Origin of the sequence: Lentzea sp. NPDC058450 (genome assembly GCF_042721395.1) — a bacterium.
Taxonomy (GTDB): Bacteria; Actinomycetota; Actinomycetes; order Mycobacteriales; family Pseudonocardiaceae; genus Lentzea.
Window position 1 is genome coordinate 39902 of record NZ_JBHXLO010000027.1, and the last position, 18380, is coordinate 58281.

The window sequence follows — 18380 nt, forward strand, 5'->3', positions numbered from 1 at the left end:
CGGCTGGGTCGACGGGCTTCGCTGGCACGTCGCCCACATTAGCGAAGGGGCAGCGGGCCTCCCGGCGCTGTTGGTATATCTGGGGCCGTGATCAGGAACTTCGCCGTCGTCGGTCCCGGGCGCGCCACCAGGGAGACGTTGACGACGGCCCTCGCGGCCGCGCCGGACATGGCGGTCTACCGGATCGGGCGCGGCGCTGACCCGTTGCCGGTGTCGGCGTCGTTCGACCCGGCCGACCAGTCGGGGTGCCGGAGTCTGCTGGACTGGTTCGAGCGCGGGGCGCCTTCCGGTGCCGTGCTGCTGGTGGACGACTGGCAGCTGTGCGCGGACCTCGATCCGGAGCTGGCGCGGACGGTCGAGTGGATCGCGGCGTTCGGGCCGCCACGGGGCGTGCAGGTCGTCGTGACGGCGCGGAGGTGGGCGGCGCTGCCCGACGGGTTGCGGCGGCACCTGCACGGCGAGGCCACGGACTTCCTGGCGCTGCACGGGATCGAGGCGGATCTCACGGGCATCAACCAGCGCGACGACCTGAAGGCGGCCATCGGGGCGGACGCGCGCGGCTGGCCGGTGTACCTCGACATCACCACGTGCGGGTCGTGCGTCGGCCCTGCGGCGCAACGGGAACAGCTGCTGCTGGCCGCGTTGCTCGGGCTCATGGCGACGCATTCGTCGCAGCACCTGAACCTCGCCCTGTTCGACATGAAGAACATCGGCGTCTTCGACGGCCTGAGCGCGGCCCCGCACGTGGCGCTGGCGCTCACCGGCGAGGACGGCGACGAGATCTTCGAACGGTTCCGGGACGGCCTCACCGCGGAGGTCGCCCGGCGCCGCGACCACACCGGCGAACCGTTGCCCGCCCTGCTGGTCTGCATCGACAGCGCCGAGGTGCTGCTGGAACGGTTCCCCGGCTATCAAAGTGTGCTCGAACAGCTCACCGCCGGCCGCGCGCTCGGCCTCCACGTGCTGTTCTCCGGCGACACCTTCCCCGTGTCGCACCCGCCCGCCTGGCCGTCCGCGATCCCGCCGCACGACCTGGAGGAGTGGGCGGACGCCCTCCCGGGGGCGCTCATGGGCACCAGCCCGCCGGCGCACGTGCTGGCCCTGCCGCCGTTGCACCAGGGGCCCGACATCGCGCTCGACACGTTGCCACCGGGCGGGATCGGGCTGCTCGACGTGCCGCTGGAGCAACGCCGGGAGGTGCTGTTCCACGGCTTCACCGACGAGCAGAAGCACGGCGCGATCGTCGGCAAGGCCGGGACCGGCAAGACCACGACGTTGCGCACCCTGGCGGCCGTGCTGGGCGACGACCTCGCGCGCTTCCAACTGCTCGACGGGCCCGGTGAGCCGCTCGACCTGCAACGCCACATCATCGTCACGGCCTTCACCTGGGACCAGGTGCCGCCGTTCATCAGGGAGAACCTGGCGTTCGGGATCGAGTTCCGGCTGGAGGACCCGAGCTCGTCGCTGGTGGACGCCGAACAGGCGGCGAAGGTGCCTGGCCTGCCTGGGTTCGGCCTGTCCGTGCCGCACGGCCTGCACGCCCGGATCGCCCGCCCATGACCCATCTCGCGCTCATCGGCCCGCCGCACCTCACCACTCGCCGGATCGCGGGCCTGCGGGGCGTCTACCGCATCGGACGGGGTGCGCAGGACGGCGTCGCGGTCAGCTTCGACCCCGGCGACGAACGGCGGCGGCAGAACCTGCTGGCCTGGTTCGAACGCGGCGCGGAGCCGGGGGCGACGCTGCTGGTCGACGACTGGAAGCACTGCAGCGCAACGGATCCCGGGCTGGCCGAGGCCGTCCGGTGGATCGCGGCGGCCTCGTGGAACGTCCGGGTGATCATCACCGCCCGGTCGGTCGACGAGCTGCCGGAACGCGTGCCGCTGCGCGTCGAGGTCCTGGACTTCCTGGCACTGCACGGGATGACGCGGTTCACCAAGGCACTGGCGTGGAAGGGGCGCTGGTGGAAGGTCCCGGTCGGCGTCGACGCGGCCGGGGCGCCGGTGGTCGCGGAACTGACGCACTTCGCCGACGGCAAGTGGCGGACCGGGTCGCATCTGAGCGTCCCGAGGGCAGAGGCGTTCCGGAGCCTGGTGCTGGCGCTGATGTGCACGCACTCGCCCAAGCTGTTCCAGGCGGTCTTCGTCGACGCCCGGGACAGCGGGATCTTCGACGGGCTCGACCAGGCACCGCACGTCATCGCGCACCACCGGAACGCCGATCTCGCCGAGGTCGTGGCGGAGCTGGAGGCCGAAGTGGAGCGGCGGCTGGAGATCGTCGGCAACACGTGGACGGTGTTCGACCACCGCGGCTTCGACCAGGTGCTGCCGCAACTGCTGGTCTGCGTCAGCGGGTTCGACGACCTCAGCGCCTTCACGGCCGTCGCCGAGGAGGTCGGGAAGTCCGGGGTGCAGCTGCTGTTCGACCGGCCGAGCAACGTGACGGACGTGCTGGTCGAGGACTGCGAGGCACCGGCGAACCTCGACGAGATGGCCGGCCGGCTCCCCGCGTTGATGCTCCAGGACGAACCCGCACCGGACTTCTTCTCGTTGCACGACATGCCGAACACGCACGTGTGGCGCCCGCGGCCGGTGAAGCTGCAGTACCGGGTCGCGGTCGGTGTGGACGAGTACGGGCAGAAGATCGAGATCGACCTCAAGTCCACCCACCTGCAGGACGGCATGGGGCCGCACGGCGAGATCGTGGCGCCGGACGGCCAACGGGCGGAGGGTGTCCGAGCGCTCGTGCTCGGTCTGATGGCCCGGCACTCACCGGAAGAGCTGCAGATCGTCTTCCTCGGCACGGAGGTGTTCGCCGGTCTCGACGGCGCTCCGCACGTCCGCCACGGCCTCGTCGACCTGCTGGCAGACCACGAACAGCGGGTCAGAACGCTGGCCGACCACAGGTCCCGCACGATCTGGGACCACCGGGCGGCCGGGCTCGCGATGCCGGAACTGCTGGTCTGCGTGGACGAACCACGACCGGAACACCTCGCCGCACTCCAGACGCTGAGCCGGGAAGGCCGCACCTACGGGCAACACCTGCTGCTGTGCGGCACAACGCCCGTGCGGCTCCCGGACGTGCAGACGTCGTACCGGCTGGAGTGGGACAACGGCTGGACGCGGCGCATCGGACGGTCGGTGGAGAACGTCGTGCTCCCCACCGACCTCAACGACCGGGCGTGGTCGTTGCCCGTCGCGATGAGCTAGCCGCGGCGCAACTTCCGTTGTGCGTCATAGAGGTTGCGCGGGACCACCGAGGTCGTGCCGTACAGCTCCAGCCGTGAGTTCAGCTCGCCGGTGAAGTCCGGCTTGTCGATCTGGCCGAAGTCGCGGACCTCCGAGATCGCCACGGTCGCGCTGCACGGCGCCACCTGGTCGATCCGGACGTTGCCGGCCCGCTGGTTGGTGACGGTGACGTTCCAGTGCGTGAAACGGGCGCCGTACAACGGTCCCGCGTTCGCGCTGCCGCCGTGCGCGCCGACGTTGTTGATGGTGATCTCGGTGCGCACGTTGGCGAACGGCAGCCCGCGGTGCGTGTCGAAGACGTCGTGGTCCATCCGGCCTCGGGTCCAGACGTTGCCGCACGACAGGCCTTCGACGTTCAGACCGTGGTTGCCCGCGCCCGCCTGCGAGGGTTCGGACGGCGCCTCGATCACGAACCCGTCGGTCAGGTTGTCGTGCGACTGCTCGCGCACGGCGTACGCGTGGTGGTGGCCACGGCCGGAAACACGGGTGTTCAGCAGCGAGATTCCCTTGGAGGACACCAGCAAGAACCCGTTGTCGACGTCCTGCACGTGCACGTCGTCGGCCCAGCAGTCCCACGCGCACTGGAACGCGACGCCGTTGTACCCCTTGTCCAGCAGGTGCTTCGGCGTCGGCACCTTGAACATCTCGATCTTGATGCCCTCGACGCCCGCACCCGTGACGACCGGCGCCATCGTGGTCAGCCGCGCCTTCCACTCCGGCCGGATCTCCAGCGGCAACGGCTGCGCGAGCTTGACCCTGTTGCCCCGCACCCACTCCACCCGCACCGGCCACAGGAACGGGAAGTACGACAGGAGCTTGTCCTTGTCGTCCCAGCGGTAGGTCGTGGTCCCCGGAACATCACCGCACATGTGCTTCGGCAGCGAGTACTCGGAGTCGTCCAGCCGCAACAACACCCGCTGCCCGGCGCGCAACGACCGTCCATTCTCGACGGTCACGACGAACGAGCCCCGCGCGGCGGAGCCGACGACGTTGGTGAGCAACGAACCCTGCTCCAGCTCGTTGCCGGTCCAGCCCTCGAAAGGCCACTTCTTCGCCTTGATCGCGTCGACCAGCGGCTGGTAGCGATCCCGGTGGCAGACCCACACCAGGCCACCCGACCAGCTCCACGCCGAGTTCTCCGACCCGTACCGGCTGCGGTTGATGCCGACGATCTCCTCCAGCGACCGCGTCGCGTAGAAGGTCGTCTTCGAGCTCCCCGCGCCGCGCAACACCACGTTGTCGTAGCCGATGCGGATGATGTCGTCGATCCGGTAGCGGCCGGGCGGCACGTAGACGGTGCCCCCGCCCAGCCGGCCGACGAACTCCACGGCCCTGTTGATCGCGGCGGAGGCGTCGGCGGAACCGTCCTTGCGCGCTCCGAAGAACAGCACGTTCGCCAGCACGGGACGACGGGCGGGCTTCTCACCGGTGCGGTACCCCGCGTAGGCGATGTTCGGGATCTGCGGGTGGTTGAAGGGATCGGCAACGAACTCTTGCCACAGCGAGGCTGAGGACTGCGCGGAAGCAGTCCCCGTCATCGTTGACGTCCCGACCAGTGCAGCCCCTGTAGCCAGCAGGAACAGCCTTCTGTCGATGCTCATTTCGCCGTCTCCAAGGGGTCTTGGCCACGGCGGCGGTGATCAGATCAAACCAGACATCAGACGCCGGCGGAACGCACCGCTTCGGCGATCAGCTCGTCGACCTGGTGCATCATCCGGCGCCCGTCGGTCGGCGTGAACGTGCTCCACGGCGGCTGACCGCTCGACGCACGGCGTTGCTGCAGGTAGCGGCCCTCTTCGGTGTCGAAGAACGCCACCACGCGCTCCGGCCGCCGGCGCTTGCCGTACTTGTCCCTGGCCGCTGCCCCGAAGTTTCCGGTGTGCACGAGCCCGGTGAACATCTTCACCAGCGCCTTCGCGTCGTCCTCGCGCAGCCCGATGCCCCGGAACGCGGCCTCCATCGACTTCGGCGAGCCGTCGGTGTTCGCGATCGCCTTCTCGATGTCGGCGCTCGGCAACGTCACCGAAAGCCCTGTTCCGGCGGGGTGCTGAGGCAGCACGGACAGCACCGCCGAGGCGAGCCCGGAGCCCGCCCACGGCTGGAACGTCAGCTGGTCGTCCCGCAAGGTCGCGAGCGCGCCCCAGTCACCGTTCGCCACGGCGAGGACGCGCAGGCTGTGGCCGAGCCAGAGGCGGCCGTCCGCCTCCCGCTCGGGCTTCACGAACATCCGCAGCAACCCGTCCAGCTCGGACGAGAGCGCGCGGGAGTTGCCGAGGCGCCGGTGGTCCAACTGCGCGAAGACCCGGTTCTCGAGCTGGATGCGCTCGTCCCGCGTCTTCCCGGGCGTGGGGACCTTCAGGACGAGCGGCATGGGGCCGACGTTCATCCGTTCCCACACCACGTCGAACTCCTCGGCGGAGAGAGCGATCGGCTCTCTCTCCGCCGGAGCGCCGAACAGGCTCACTCTGACAAGCCGCCGATGACGGGCGGAGCGACCATCCGCTCGTCGCCGAACACGTCGTCGGTCTCGACGAGGTAGTCGGCCGCCTTGTGCTCGATGTCCTCTTCGCCCTCGCCCTTCTGGCCGTGGGCACCGCCCGCGCCACCGGCACCCGCGGCACCGGCCTTGCCGGCACCGGCACCCGCGCCGGAGCCCATGGCACCGCCGCGCACGCCGTCAGGACCGTGGCCGAGCCCGGACATGCCGCCCGGCATGCCACCGGGCTTCATCGCACCCTGCTGGCCGGACGCGCCGAGCGAGCCGGACATCGGCCCGAACGCCTTGCCGGAACCACCGGTGCCCAGCTGGCCACCGCGAACACCGGACGTGCCACCAGGACCGCCGGGGCCACCCGTGCCAGGACGGGTGAACACCGGACCGCCGGGCGGAACCGGCGTGGGGGTCGGCGTCGGGTGCGGGGTGTTCGTGGGCGGCGGGGTGTACGTGGGAGGCGGCGTCGGCGTGGTCGTCGGCGGCTGCGTCCACGAGGTGTGCGTGGTGTCGGTCGGCGGAGGCGTCCAGCCGGTCGAGACCTGCTGCTGCGTGCCGGTGTTCGTCGGACCGGACGTCCACGCCGGAGAGGTCGTGGTGCCGGTCGGCGCGCCGCTGCTCGTCTGCGTGTAGCCGACGCGCGTGCTGCCGGTGCCCGTGTCGCCGGGCGGCGGCGTGTCGATCACGACGGTCGGCGGCGTCGGGAAGTCGCCCAGCGTCGAGGAGTTCCAGCGGCTGTCCGACTGGTAGTCCTCCATGACCTTGACGGCCTGGGCGGCGGCGTTGTCGGCCGCGGCCTCCTGCCGTTCGTGGTCGACCTGCTGGCCCACGACGTGCGCCATGCCGACCGGACCGGTCAGCGCGCCGGCCGCGATGTCGAGGAGGCCGGGCTTCTCGGTCGTGACGGGCACGACCTCGGGCATCTTCTTGCGCGCGTCGGCGATGTACTCGCCCTGCAGGCGCGCGGAGCTCTCCATGGTGGTCGCGCCGGTCTCGGCGAAGCCGGCCCACTCGGCCAGCGGCGACAGCGCTCCCTGCGCGGCGTCGGCGGCGTCGGACTCCCAGTCCGCGCCCATCTTCTTCAGGCCCGTGTGCAGGTCCGCGTCGATCTGCGCCAGCGTCGCGGCGATCTTCTTCCAGCCGGCCTCGACCGGGATGGAGGCGGAGACGCCGGGACCGGAGTTGATCATCTTGTACAGCTCGGGGTGTCCGTACCCCTGGAAGCGGTGGTCAGTCATCGGTCAGTCCCCCTCTCAGCCCTGGTCCCGCAGGTGCTTGCCCCACATGGCCGCGTTGTCGCCCTCGACCTGGCGGTACTGCTCCTCGATCATCTTCAGCTGGTCGATGACGCCGGTGAGCTGCTGCTTGTAGAACTTCAGCGCCGCCAGGGCCTTCTCGGAGGTCTGCTCGTTGAACGCCTTCGAGGTCTCGCTGGAGATCGGGTCCCCCGCCCACGGCTTGGTGGGCAGGTCGTCGACAGCGGGCGTGATCTTCTCGTTGAACTCCGCCAGCGCCTGTTCGAAGGCCTTCCTCGCCTGAGGAATGGCGGACGGGTCCACCTTCAGCTTGCGCTGACCGAACTCTGGCGGCGACGAAGCGCCTCCACCACCATCCGCGAGAAACACGGCACACCCTCCTCAGTACGGCCCTCAGGGAACGAGCCGTGTGTGCTTTTGGGACGACTGTAGCTCTGATGCATTACGCGAGTGACCGGTTCCCGGTATAAGGCGCGTAGATCTACTCAACTGTCATTTCGTCGCGAGAACAGCACCGACGGCCTCCGCGAGCGCCTTGGCCCGCTCGCACGCACCGTCCACCGTGGCCTTGTCGTCCGCGAACCCCGCGACCCCGTTCACCAGCAGCAACTGGCCGTCGTTCGCGTCGATGTAGACCTCGCACGCGCCGGCGGAGCCCGGTGACTCCCGCCGGGTCAGGTAGGCGGGGTAGCCCGCGACCTTCACCGGGGTGAGCTTCGACTCACCCGTCGTCTGCTTGAGCCGGTCGACCCCGCCGTTGAGCAGCGTGTGGATGTTCGAGATGTACAGCTGGTCCGCGTACGTCTGATTGCACCGCTTGCTCCCCTCCCCGTAATCGGCGAGGGGGTCCCCGGCTTTGACGACGTTCAAACCCAGCGCCGTCTTCTTTTCCGGGGTGATGAGCGTGCACGGGTCGATCGTCTTCAGGTCGACCGCCTTCGGCCTGCTGACCGGGGCCGTTCCGGCTGAAGTTCCGGTCGTCGGCGTCCCGGTGCCCGAGTCCCCTGCGGTGGGCTTTCCCGGTTCGGTCGAAGAACACCCGGTCAGGACCGCTGCCAGCAGGAACGGGACGGCAAGTCGACGCATGGCGGCCAAGCTATCGGATCGCCGGGCACGGAGGGTGGCGATTGATGTGTCCCGCGTCACCCGTAAGGCGCATTGCCGGTGACCTCACTAAAAGGAAACCTTCTTTACGATACCCCGAAGCGCCGCCGCCCCGATGCGTCGAGGAGCGACATGCTGCGCAACCGACCACTACCGACCCTGGTCGTGGCGGCGGTGGGTCTGGCCTTGCTGGTGCCAGGTACCTCAGCCAACGCGGGCCCCGTGCCCGGCACGGGAGCGGCGCTCAAGGTGGCCGCCGCCCCCGGACAGACCTCCACCATCCCCGACTGGCGCATGCAGACGAGCGCCACCGCCACCCAGTCCGGCACGGTGATCTCCGGCCCCGGCTACTCCGACGCCGGCTGGCTGACCGTGCCCGCGCGGTCGACCGTCATGGCCGGGCTGGTCGCCAACAACAGGTACGGCGACGTCAACTACTCGGACAACCTGAAGAAGGCCAACGCCAACGACTTCAAGGTGCCGTGGTGGTACCGCAAGGTCTTCCAGGCGGACCCGCAGCCGGGCGTGAACACCTTCCTCAAGCTCAACGGCGGTGTCATCTCCCGCGGTGAGGTGTGGCTGAACGGCACGAAGGTCGCCGGCACCGACACCGTCATCGGCGCGTACCCGACGCACGAGTTCAACGTCACCGGCCTGCTGCGCAAGGGCGACAACGCGGTCGCGATCAAGGCGTCGCCGTCCGACCCGGCCAAGGACCTGGTGATCCACTTCATCGACTGGTCGCAGCTCCCGCCCGACCGCAACCAGGGCCTGTTCCGCGACGTCGACCTCGCGCAGAGCGGCGCGGTCTCGTTGCGGGGCCTGCACGTGCTGTCCGATCTGCCGTTGCCGAACCTGAACACCGCGACCGTCACGGTGAAGGTCGACGCGCGCAACAACACCGGCAGCGCGGTCACCACGACCGTCTCCGGCAGCACGGCGGGCCAGAACTACAGCCAGAACGTGAGCCTGGCAGCGAACGAGACCAAGACCCTCACGTTCACGCTGAACGTCACCAACCCGCAGATCTGGTGGCCGTACCAGATGGGCGCGCAGCCGCTGTACGAGGCAACGGCGGCAGCGACGGTCTCCGGTGCCGCGTCGGACCAGCAGAAGACGACGTTCGGCATCCGCGAGGTCACCTCGAAGATGATCAGCGGCAACATCCAGTACCAGATCAACGGCAAGCCGATCCTGATCCGCGGTGGCGGCTGGGCGTCGGACCTCTTCCTGCGCACGAACGTGCAGAAGATCGCCGACGAGATGCTGCTGACGAAGTCCATGGGGCTCAACACGATCCGTCTCGAGGGCAAGCCCGAGAACGACGAGATCTACGACATGGCCGACCGCATGGGCATCCTGCTGATGACCGGCTGGGAGTGCTGCTCGAAGTGGCAGGGCACCGGCGGCTTCACCGACGAGGACAAGCGCGTCGCGGGGGCGTCCGCCGAGGGCGAGGCCAAGCGCATTCGCAACCACCCCAGCGTGTTCACGTTCCTGATCGGCTCCGACGAGGCCCCGGTGACCGCCGTCGAGAAGATCTACCTGGACGCCCTGAAGCGGGCCGACTGGCAGACGCCGATCGTCACGGCGGCCGCGCGCCGCAGCTCCCCGCAGCTCGGTGACTCGGGCATGAAGATGGACGGCCCGTACTGGTGGGAGCCGCCGGTTTATTGGTACAACAACCAGAAGGGCGGCTCGGCGGGCTTCGCGTCGGAGATCGGTCCCGGTCTCGCGATCCCGGAGATGGACGAGCTCAGGAAGTTCCTGAGCCAGGCCGAGATCAACAAGCTCACGGACTACAACGCGCAGCAGTACCACCTGTCGCCGTCCGGCAACTTCAGCAAGATCGGCTTCTGGGGCACCGCGCTCGACAACCGCTACGGCAAGCCGTCGAACGTCGACGACTTCGTCAAGAAGGCCCAGCTCCAGCAGTACGAGACGAACCGCGCGCAGTTCGAGGCGTTCGGCCGCGACTTCTCCGACACCGGCGCGAACCAGGCGCAGGGCGTCATCTACTGGATGCAGAACGACCCGTGGCCCAAGCTCTTCTGGCACCTCTACAACTACAACCTCGCCACGGCGGGGTCGTACTTCGGCGCCAAGACGGCGAACAAGGCCCTGCACGCCCAGTACTCCTACGACGACAAGTCGCTCGCCGTGGTGAACATGGGCCTGGAAGCCAAGCAGGGCCTGCAGTTGCAGGTCACGGTCTTCAACTCGGACGGCACGCAGAAGGCGAACGAGACGCGGTCCGTCCCGGCCAAGGCCAACGGGTCCGTGCGGGTCGGGACCCTGCCGCAGCCGTCCGGGCTGTCGACGGCGTACTTCGTCCGGTTGCTGCTCAAGGACTCCAGCGGCAAGGAGATCGACCGCAACGTGTACTGGCTGTCCACCAAGGCGGACACGCTGAACTACAACGGCGGCGACTGGTACTACACGCCACAGGCCCAGTACACGGACCTGAAGTCGTTGAGCTCGCTCAAGGCCGGGCAGGTGTCGGTGTCCTCGACCACGACTCCGGGTGCGGACGGCAGGCAGGCCACGTCGGTGACGATCAAGAACACCGGCACGTCGGTCGCGTTCTTCCTGCGGGCGTCGCTGCGCAAGGGGCAGGGCGGTCCCGAGGTGCTGCCCGCGGACTGGTCCGACAACTACATCACGCTGTTCCCCGGTGAGACGCAGACGATCCGGGCCGAGTACCGGACGTCCGACCTCGGCGGCGCGCAGCCGGTGGTCGAGGTGTCCGGGCACAACGTGAGCAAGCGCTAGAGGTCTCCGCGCAACAAGCTGTCGATGTTCTCGGGCGGGCCAGGGCGGGCGAAGAACCAGCCCTGGCCCGTGTCACATCCCAGCCGCAGCAGCCGGGCGGCCTGCGCGGGCGTCTCCACGCCCTCCGCCGTGACCCCCAACGACAGCGCGTGCGCGAGCTGCACCAGCGTCGCCACGATCTGCGCGTCCACCGGGTCTTCCTCGTTCTCGGCCCGCAGCCCCTCCATGAACGAGCCGGCGATCTTCAGCTCGTGCACGGGCAGGTGCTTCAGGTACGCGAGGTTCGAGTAGCCGGTGCCGAAGTCGTCGATCGCGATCCGCACACCCATGTCGCACAACGCCCGCAGCGCTTCCAGCGGCTCGTCGGCGGTGCCCATGATCGCGGACTCCGTGAGCTCCAGCTGGAGGTGGTGCGGCGGCAGCCCGCACTCGTCGAGGATCTGCTTGACGTCCCGCACGAGCTCGGGGTCGCGGGACTGGCGCACGGCGAGGTTCACCGACACGAACGGCGCCGCGTCACCGAACTCCTCCAGCCACCGCCGGGCCTCCTCGCAGGCCTTGCGGAGCACCCACCGTCCCAAGGGGACGATCAGCCCGGTCTCCTCGGCCAGCTCGATGAACCGGTCCGGGGCGAGCCGGCCGAACTCCGGGTGCTGCCAGCGGACCAGGGCCTCGACGCCCGTCACCGTGGAGTCCTCGAGGCGCACCAACGGCTGGTACTCGACGTAGAACTCGCCGCGTTCCAACGCGCGCGGCATCGTGGCCGACAGCGTGAAGCGGGCGACCTCCTTGGCGTTGCGCTCCGGGTCGTACAACGCCCAGCGCGCCTTGCCGTCCGCCTTGGCCCAGTACAGCGTGATGTCGGCGTCGCGCATGAGGTCCGCGGACGTCGTGCCGGACAGCTGCCGTTCGACGATGCCGATCGAGGCCGAGACGGACAGCTCGTGGCCCGCGATGCGGATCGGCGCCTCGAGCTCGGTCAGCACGCGGTCGGCGACGTCGACGATGTCCTGCTCGCCGGACGAGCCCTCGACGAGGATCACGAACTCGTCGCCGCCCATGCGCGCGACCAGCTTGCCCTCGCCGGACACCGAGTGGTCGAGCCGGCGGCCGACCTCGACCAGCAGCTGATCCCCTATGTCGTGGCCCAGCGAGTCGTTGATGACCTTGAAGCCGTCCAGGTCGAGGTAGCACAAGCCAGCTCGCACGTGCTTGGCACGATTGTTGAAGACGCGGCCGAGGCGTTCGAGGAACAGCGCGCGGTTGGGCAGGCCGGTCAGCGGGTCGTGCAACGCCTGGTAGCGCAGGCGGTTCTGCAGCAGGTGGCGGTCGGTGACGTCCTCGATCATCGCGACCTGGTACTGCGGCTCGCCGTGGTCGTCGCGGACGAGCGACAACGTGAGGTGCGTCCACACCTGCTCGCCGTCGGCCCGGTGGAAGCGCTTCTCGGCGCGGTAGTGGTCGCACTCGCCCGCGATCAGCTGGTCGTAGAGCCGCCACACGCTGCCCGCGTCCTCGGGGTGCATGAGGTCGCGCACGTTGTACTGGCGCATCTCCTCGACGCTGAACCCGAGCATGTCCTGCAACGCCTGGTTGACGTCGAGGATACGGCCGTCGATGTCCGCGATGCCGATGCCGATCGCGGCCTCGGTGAACATGGCGCGGAACCGGGCCTCGGACGCGCGCAGCATCGACTCGGCCTGGTCGCGGGCGTCCAGCACGGCGGCCCTGATGGCCTCCTGCTCGGCCAGCGTCCGTTCCCGCAACGCGCGGGCGTACCCGGCGGCCAGCGAGCCCTGCAGGGCGGCGAGCCGGGACTGCAGCCGGTCGTCGCCGGGGAAGCCCAGCTCGGCCAGCAGGTCGTCGCCGAGCAGCTGGACCGTGCGGCCGAGGGTGTCGGTGCCGGTGAAGTGCGCGTCGACCAGCCGGGAGCCGATCTCGTAGCCCGGCGCGGTGCGGAACGGGCTCGCGAACAGGGCCTCGACGAGCATCTCGGTGAGGTCCTGGAGGTGCTGGGCGACCTCGGCCCTGGTCATCGGCACGTAACTCGACCCGATCACGGCCGTGGCCCAGCTGCGCGCGAACGAACCCGCACCGGCCAGTACGGCCGGGCTCAGTCGTGAACGATCCTCACGCACCCGCTGGTCAACCCGATCGGTCATCTTCTCGGCCCTAACGCCACGAACGCGGAGCATACGGCCGGTCGCCGTCCGCAGTCATCTCTACGCCTTCCGGCCTATCGCGGCGAACCCCGGAAAACGCTGTCCCGACTCCTCGACGTCGGCCGGTGACTCGGGCCGCCACGCCGGCACCCGCACCGCACCGGGCTCGACCAGCTCGAACCCCTTGAACAGGCTGGTGAACTCCGCCAGGTCCCGCAAAGTCATCCGGGTGACGTTGCGGTCGTAGATCCGGCGCGCCTCCTTCGAGGCGTCCGACTCCTCGTCGGCCTCGTAACCCGCGTGCGAAATCGCGAGGAAACTGCCGGTCGCGAGCCTGTCGCGGTAGCCGCCGATCATGTCCCAGGGGTCGTCCTCGTCCGGCACGAAGTGCAACAGCGCGATCATCAGCACCGCGACCGGTTCGTCGAAGTCGAGCCGCTTGTCGACCTCGTCCGAGGCCAGCACACCCACCCAGTCCCGCACGTCCGCCTGCAGCACGCCCACGTGGTCGTTGCCGCCCAGAATCGACCGGCTGTGCGCGACGGCGACGGGGTCGATGTCGACGTACACGACCTGCGCCCGCGGGTCGGTGGCCTGCGCGATCTCGTGCACGTTGCCGACGGTCGGAATGCCGGACCCGAGGTCGAGGAACTGCCGCACGCCCTGGCTCAGCAGGTACCGGACGGCCCGGCGCAGGAACGCGCGGTGGTTCAGCACCACCCCGCGCAGCTCGGGCATGGTCTCCAGGGTCTTCTGGCCGACGGCGCGGTCCGCGGCGAAGTTGTGCGCGCCCCCGAGCCAGTAGTCGTACACGCGCGCGACGCTCGGCCGTTCCAGGTCGATGTCCCCCGGCGCCCAGTTCGGCCGCTCCACTCGCTCACCCCACCCGCGTTCGGACCGTTCCAGCCCATCATGCACCCGCCTCTTGGCAGAATGCGGACCTCGTGAGGAAAAGTTTGCTGCTGTCGACCATTCTCGCGTCGATCGGCGCGTTTCTGCTGGTCGGCGGCGCGCTGCTGCTCGTGGACCCCGGCGCGCCCAAGCACGAGGCGATCAAGACGGGCGGTCTCGCGGGCGGTGCGATCGTCGCGTTGTACGCGCTCTGGCTGAACGACCGCCGGCGCAAGGTCGAGGAGGCGCGGCAGGAGCTGGAGAGCCAGCGCATCGACCACGACCGCTCGCGGGTGGCCGACGAACGGTTCGCGCGCGCCGTCGAACTGCTCGGCCACGAGACCGCCCAGGTGCGCGTGGGCGCCATGCACGCGTTGGCGGGCCTCGCGAAGTCGCGCACCGACTACACGCAGACCGTCCTCGACATCCTCTGCGCGTACCTGCGGCAGCCGTACCGCAAGAGGCAGGCCGATCCCGAGGAGATCGAGCTGGAGGTCAGGCTCACCTCGCAACGGCTGATCGAGGACCTGCTGCCGCGGCTGGAGGAGAAGAACCCGCCGCTCTACGACCTCAACCTCACCAAGGCACACCTGGAGTTCATGGACCTGTCGTACCGGCAGGTCGGCGACCTCTACATGCGGGTCGCGCACTTCGAGGACTCGAACTCGTTCCACCACATGAAGATCCACGGCCACTTCTACGTGACCGAGGCGACCATGACCGGCCGGTTCCACATGCACCACACCGAGGTCGTCGGCCGCGGGTGGTTCAGCCGGTTCAAGGCGCAGGGGATCGCGATCTTCACCGAGACGAAGTTCGGTGGGGAGACCAAGTTCCTGAACTCCGAGTGGGCCGAGGTGAAGGCGGACGGCTGCACGTTCGCCGTGGCGGCCGACCTGCCCGAAGCGTGGAGGAACTGACGTGAAGTGGTTGTTCGCCGTCATCTCCGCGGCCGTGGTGACCGCCGCGACCGCGGTGCTGCTGTGGCTCGTCAAGGCGCCCGCCGTCGAGATCGTGAAGACGGCCGGGGTCGCGGGCGGTGCGGTCGTCGCGCTGTACGCGTTGTGGCTCAACGACCGCAAGCACTCGCTGGAGAGCGAGAAGGTCGCCGACGAACGGTTCGCGCGGTCGGTCGAGCTGCTCGGCAACGAGGCCGACCAGGTGCGGGTGGGCGCGATGCACTCGTTGGTGTGGCTGGCGAACTCGACCCCGCGCTACAAGCAGACCGTGCTCGACGTGCTGTGCGCGTACCTGCGGCGGCCGTTCAAGCACCCGACGTGGGCCGAGAACGGCGCCGACCCGGACACGGTGTTCCTCGAGGAGGTGCCGGAGGAGGCGCAGCGGGAGCAGCAGGTCCGGCGCACCGCGCAACGGCTGATCCGCGACCTGCTCTCGTGGGGGAACAAGGGCAGGAAGGACTTCTACGACCTCGACCTGACCGGCGCCGCGCTGGAGTACTTCCAGCTGGACGGCAGGCGGGTCAACAGGTTCATCGCGCGGCGGGCGCAGTTCTACGGCATCACCGCGTTGCCCCGCATGGAGATCCGCAAGCCCACGCTCTTCTCCGGCTCCACCTTCCACGGACGGCTGAACCTCACGGAGACGAAGTTCGCCGGCGGGGTCGCGTTCTCCGAGGTCCGGTTCGCCGGTGAGGTCGACGTTCGCGCAGCGCAGGTCGGCACGTTCCTCGCGCTGTCCGAGCACGTGCCCGCCCGGCAGGTCGGCGAGCTGGAGGTGCTGCCGGAGACGGCGATGCGCAACGAGTACCCCGGCTGGAAGCTAACCGGCAGCCCGCAGCCTGCCCGCCCGCGCCTCGAAGACCATGTCGAGCAGCACCCCGGCGGCGGCGCCGACCGTGTTCGCGGTGACGACGACGGTCTCGGCGGCGGGAGTGTCGCCGCGCAGGCCGACGAAGTGCGCTCGATCAGTCTTGAGGGCGAACGACTGCGGGACGAGGGCGACGCCGAGCCCGAAGGCCACGAAGTCAAGAAGTGAGTGCACGTCGTTGACCTCGACGGCGACGTGCCGGTCGATCCCGGCCTCGGCGAGCGTGCGGTCGACCTGGTCGCGCGTGCCCCAGTCGGGGTTGAAGTCCACGAAGGACTGACCGGTCAGTTCGGCCAGCGCCACGGACTCCCTGCCCGCGAACGGGCTGCCCGGCGCGCAGGCGAGCACCAGCGGTTCACCGGCCAGAGCGGACACCCGCAGGTCGTCGGCGATCTTCGGCTGGCGGGTGACGAACGCGAGGTCGAGCCTGCCCGCGCGGACCTCCTCGACCAGGTCGGCGTTGCCGGACTGGCGCATCCTGATCTCCACTCCCGGGTGAAGCTCGTGGAAGCGCGCCAGCACCGCGGGCAGGTGCACGACGTGCAGGCACTGGAGGCTGCCGACGGACAGCGTGCCGCGCAGCAGGCCCTGGACGGCGGCGACGGCGTCCTTGGCGGAGGAGATGCTGGCCAGCGCCCGTCGCGCCTCCGGCAGCAGGGCGCGGCCGGCCTGGGTCAGCTCGACCTGGCGGGTGGTGCGCAGGAACAGCGGCGCGCCGAGTTCGACCTCCAGCGCCCGGATCGACGCCGAGAGGCCCGACTGGGCGACGTGCATCCGGCGCGCGGCCTTCGTGAAGTGCAGGTCTTCGGCTATGGCCAGGAAGTACTCCAGCTGCCTGAGTTCCACGATTCATCACCCTGAGTGCTCAATGAGATCACTTCTCTGCGTTGGACAGCTTAATCCGGAGGGTCCAGAGTGGAGTACATGCAGAAGCGTCGCATCGGAGAAGTGGAAGTCAGCGCCATCGGCCTGGGCGGCATGCCCATCTCCGTGCAGGGGAGGCCGGAGCGCTCGCAGGCGATCGAGACCATCCACGCCGCGCTCGACGCGGGCGTGACGTTCATCGACACCGCCGACGCCTACTCGCTCGACGACTCGGACTTCGGGCACAACGAGGAGCTCATCGCCGAAGGGCTGCGCGGCCGTTCCGAAGAGGTGTTCGTGGCGACCAAGGGCGGGCACACGCGCGTGTCCGGTAGTGGCTGGGAGCTCGACGGGCGGCCCGAGTACCTGCGCAAGGCGGTCGACGGGTCGTTGCGGCGGCTCGGCGTCGACCAGATCTTCCTGTACCAGTTCCACCGGCCGGACCCGAAGACGCCGATCGCCGAGTCGGTCGGCGCGCTGAAGGAGATCCTGGACAGCGGCAAGATCCGCTACGCCGGTGTCTCGAACTTCAACCCGGACGAGATCGTGCTGGCCAACGACATCCTCGGCGGGCGGCTCGCGGCGGTGCAGAACCAGTTCTCGCCGGTGTTCCGATCGAGCGAACCCGAACTGGAGCTGTGCGCGAAGCTCGGCATCGCGTTCCTGCCGTGGAGCCCGTTCGGAGGGATCGGCAAGGCGGGGTCGTTGGGCGGTCCGTTCCAGGAGGTCGGTGAGACCCACGGCGTGAGCGCTCACCAGGTCTGTCTCGCGTGGATGCTCGCGAAGTCGGAAGTGGTAGTCCCCATTCCGGGTGCTTCTCGCCCGGCCAGCATCCTGGATTCGGCCGCGGCCACCCACCTGGAGTTGTCCGCCGAGGAACTGTCCCGCCTGGACGGGTGACCCTGGTGGCTAATTAGGACAAATGGTCGGACGATCTACTCCATGCGGACCTTGATCAGCATCGTGGCGATCGTCGCCGGCCTCTCGCCGGCACCCGCGTCCGCGGCGCCCTTGCCCGAGGGCTCCGCGGACCACACTGCGGGCTCCCAGATCCTCAAGCACGAAGGCACGGGCGACCTTCGTTCGGACGATTCCCCGCCCACCGAGGGCAAAGTTCCCGGCATGGACGTCAGCAGCCACCAAGGTGACGTCGACTGGAAGTCCTCCTGGGACAAAGGCGCGCGGTTCACCTACGTCAAGGCGACCGAGGGCACCACCTACCGGAACCCGAAGTTCACCCAGCAGTACAACGGTTCCCTGAACGTCGGCATGATCCGCGGCGCGTACCACTTCGCGCTGCCGGACCGGGCGAGCGGCGAGGCGCAGGCGAACTTCTTCGTCGACAACGGCGGCGGCTGGTCACCGGACGGGAAGACGCTGCCGCCCGCGCTGGACATGGAGTACAACCCGTACGGCGACACTTGCTACAACATGAGCCAGGGCGCCATGACCACGTGGGTGCGGGCGTTCAGCGACACGGTCTACGCGCGCACGAAACGTCATCCGGCGATCTACACGTCCACGAGCTGGTGGAACAAGTGCGTCGGCGGCTCGTACAAGTTCGGTGACGACAACCCGTTGTGGGTGGCGCACTACAACTCGAAGCTCGGCGCGTTGCCGGTGGGCTTCGACTTCCACACGATCTGGCAGTGGCAGGCGGCCGGGCTCTTCCCGGGCGACCAGAACCTGTTCAACGGCCGGTTCGAGCAGCTGCAACGGATCGCTTCGAGCTGAAACGGGCCCCGCCTGACGTGGCGGGGCCCGT

Annotated in this window: 14 protein-coding genes and 1 pseudogene; 7 read left to right on the forward strand and 8 right to left on the reverse strand. The window is 69.1% G+C overall.

What is annotated here, in order from left to right; all coding sequences use genetic code 11:
- Window positions 1-87: 87 nt before the first annotated feature.
- Window positions 88-1560, forward strand: a complete 1473-nt coding sequence (locus ACFWNN_RS33045; RefSeq protein WP_382443861.1) for a hypothetical protein — start codon at window positions 88-90, stop codon at window positions 1558-1560.
- Window positions 1557-3209 carry a hypothetical protein gene (locus ACFWNN_RS33050; protein WP_382443862.1) on the forward strand — a complete coding sequence of 551 codons (1653 nt, stop codon included), beginning with the start codon at window positions 1557-1559 and terminating at the stop codon, window positions 3207-3209. The genes ACFWNN_RS33045 and ACFWNN_RS33050 overlap by 4 nt, the downstream gene beginning before the upstream one ends.
- Here ACFWNN_RS33050 and ACFWNN_RS33055 read toward each other — a convergent pair.
- From ACFWNN_RS33055 to ACFWNN_RS33075, 5 genes are all read right to left on the reverse strand, one after another.
- Window positions 3206-4786, reverse strand: coding sequence for a glycosyl hydrolase family 28-related protein (locus ACFWNN_RS33055; RefSeq protein WP_382443863.1), 1581 nt, complete (start codon window positions 4784-4786; stop codon window positions 3206-3208). The two genes, ACFWNN_RS33050 and ACFWNN_RS33055, sit on opposite strands and share 4 nt — an antisense overlap.
- Window positions 4787-4905: 119 nt before the next feature.
- Window positions 4906-5712, reverse strand: a complete 807-nt coding sequence (locus ACFWNN_RS33060) for an ESX secretion-associated protein EspG (RefSeq protein ID WP_382443864.1) — start codon at window positions 5710-5712, stop codon at window positions 4906-4908.
- Entirely contained in the window at window positions 5709-6977 is a 1269-nt protein-coding gene (locus ACFWNN_RS33065; protein ID WP_382443865.1) for a PPE domain-containing protein, read from the reverse strand. Before ACFWNN_RS33065 ends, ACFWNN_RS33060 begins: the two co-directional genes overlap by 4 nt.
- Before the next feature lie 15 nt (window positions 6978-6992).
- Entirely contained in the window at window positions 6993-7364 is a 372-nt protein-coding gene (locus tag ACFWNN_RS33070) for a transcriptional regulator (protein WP_382443866.1), read from the reverse strand.
- A 123-nt stretch (window positions 7365-7487) separates the two neighbouring features.
- The gene (locus tag ACFWNN_RS33075; protein WP_382443867.1) at window positions 7488-8081 is read right to left on the reverse strand and encodes a DUF3558 domain-containing protein; all 594 of its coding nucleotides are present in this window, start codon (window positions 8079-8081) and stop codon (window positions 7488-7490) included.
- A 150-nt stretch (window positions 8082-8231) separates the two neighbouring features.
- On the opposite strand from ACFWNN_RS33075, the gene ACFWNN_RS33080 reads away from it, so the two are divergent.
- Window positions 8232-10871 carry a glycoside hydrolase family 2 TIM barrel-domain containing protein gene (locus tag ACFWNN_RS33080; protein ID WP_382443868.1) on the forward strand — a complete coding sequence of 880 codons (2640 nt, stop codon included), beginning with the start codon at window positions 8232-8234 and terminating at the stop codon, window positions 10869-10871.
- Here ACFWNN_RS33080 and ACFWNN_RS33085 read toward each other — a convergent pair.
- Window positions 10868-13033, reverse strand: coding sequence for a putative bifunctional diguanylate cyclase/phosphodiesterase (locus ACFWNN_RS33085; RefSeq protein ID WP_382443869.1), 2166 nt, complete (start codon window positions 13031-13033; stop codon window positions 10868-10870). The two genes, ACFWNN_RS33080 and ACFWNN_RS33085, sit on opposite strands and share 4 nt — an antisense overlap.
- A gap of 60 nt (window positions 13034-13093) precedes the next feature.
- On the reverse strand, window positions 13094-13906 hold the full coding sequence (locus tag ACFWNN_RS33090) for an SAM-dependent methyltransferase (RefSeq protein WP_382443870.1): 813 nt from the start codon (window positions 13904-13906) through the stop codon (window positions 13094-13096).
- A gap of 71 nt (window positions 13907-13977) precedes the next feature.
- Here ACFWNN_RS33090 and ACFWNN_RS33095 point away from each other — a divergent pair, with 71 nt between their 5' ends.
- Both ACFWNN_RS33095 and ACFWNN_RS33100 read left to right on the forward strand, forming a co-directional pair.
- Complete coding sequence (locus ACFWNN_RS33095; protein WP_382443871.1) at window positions 13978-14844, forward strand: hypothetical protein; 867 nt, start codon at window positions 13978-13980, stop codon at window positions 14842-14844.
- Between the two features lie 616 nt (window positions 14845-15460).
- Window positions 15461-15583, forward strand: a pseudogene (locus tag ACFWNN_RS33100) (pentapeptide repeat-containing protein); the annotation flags it as partial.
- Between the two features lie 120 nt (window positions 15584-15703).
- Here the strand turns inward: ACFWNN_RS33100 and ACFWNN_RS33105 are convergent.
- Window positions 15704-16597, reverse strand: a complete 894-nt coding sequence (locus tag ACFWNN_RS33105; RefSeq protein ID WP_382443872.1) for a LysR family transcriptional regulator — start codon at window positions 16595-16597, stop codon at window positions 15704-15706.
- Window positions 16598-16675: 78 nt separating this feature from the next.
- Here ACFWNN_RS33105 and ACFWNN_RS33110 point away from each other — a divergent pair, with 78 nt between their 5' ends.
- Window positions 16676-17515 carry an aldo/keto reductase gene (locus tag ACFWNN_RS33110; protein WP_382443873.1) on the forward strand — a complete coding sequence of 280 codons (840 nt, stop codon included), beginning with the start codon at window positions 16676-16678 and terminating at the stop codon, window positions 17513-17515.
- A 42-nt stretch (window positions 17516-17557) separates the two neighbouring features.
- Window positions 17558-18349, forward strand: a complete 792-nt coding sequence (locus tag ACFWNN_RS33115; protein WP_382443874.1) for a lysozyme — start codon at window positions 17558-17560, stop codon at window positions 18347-18349.
- Window positions 18350-18380: the final 31 nt, after the last annotated feature.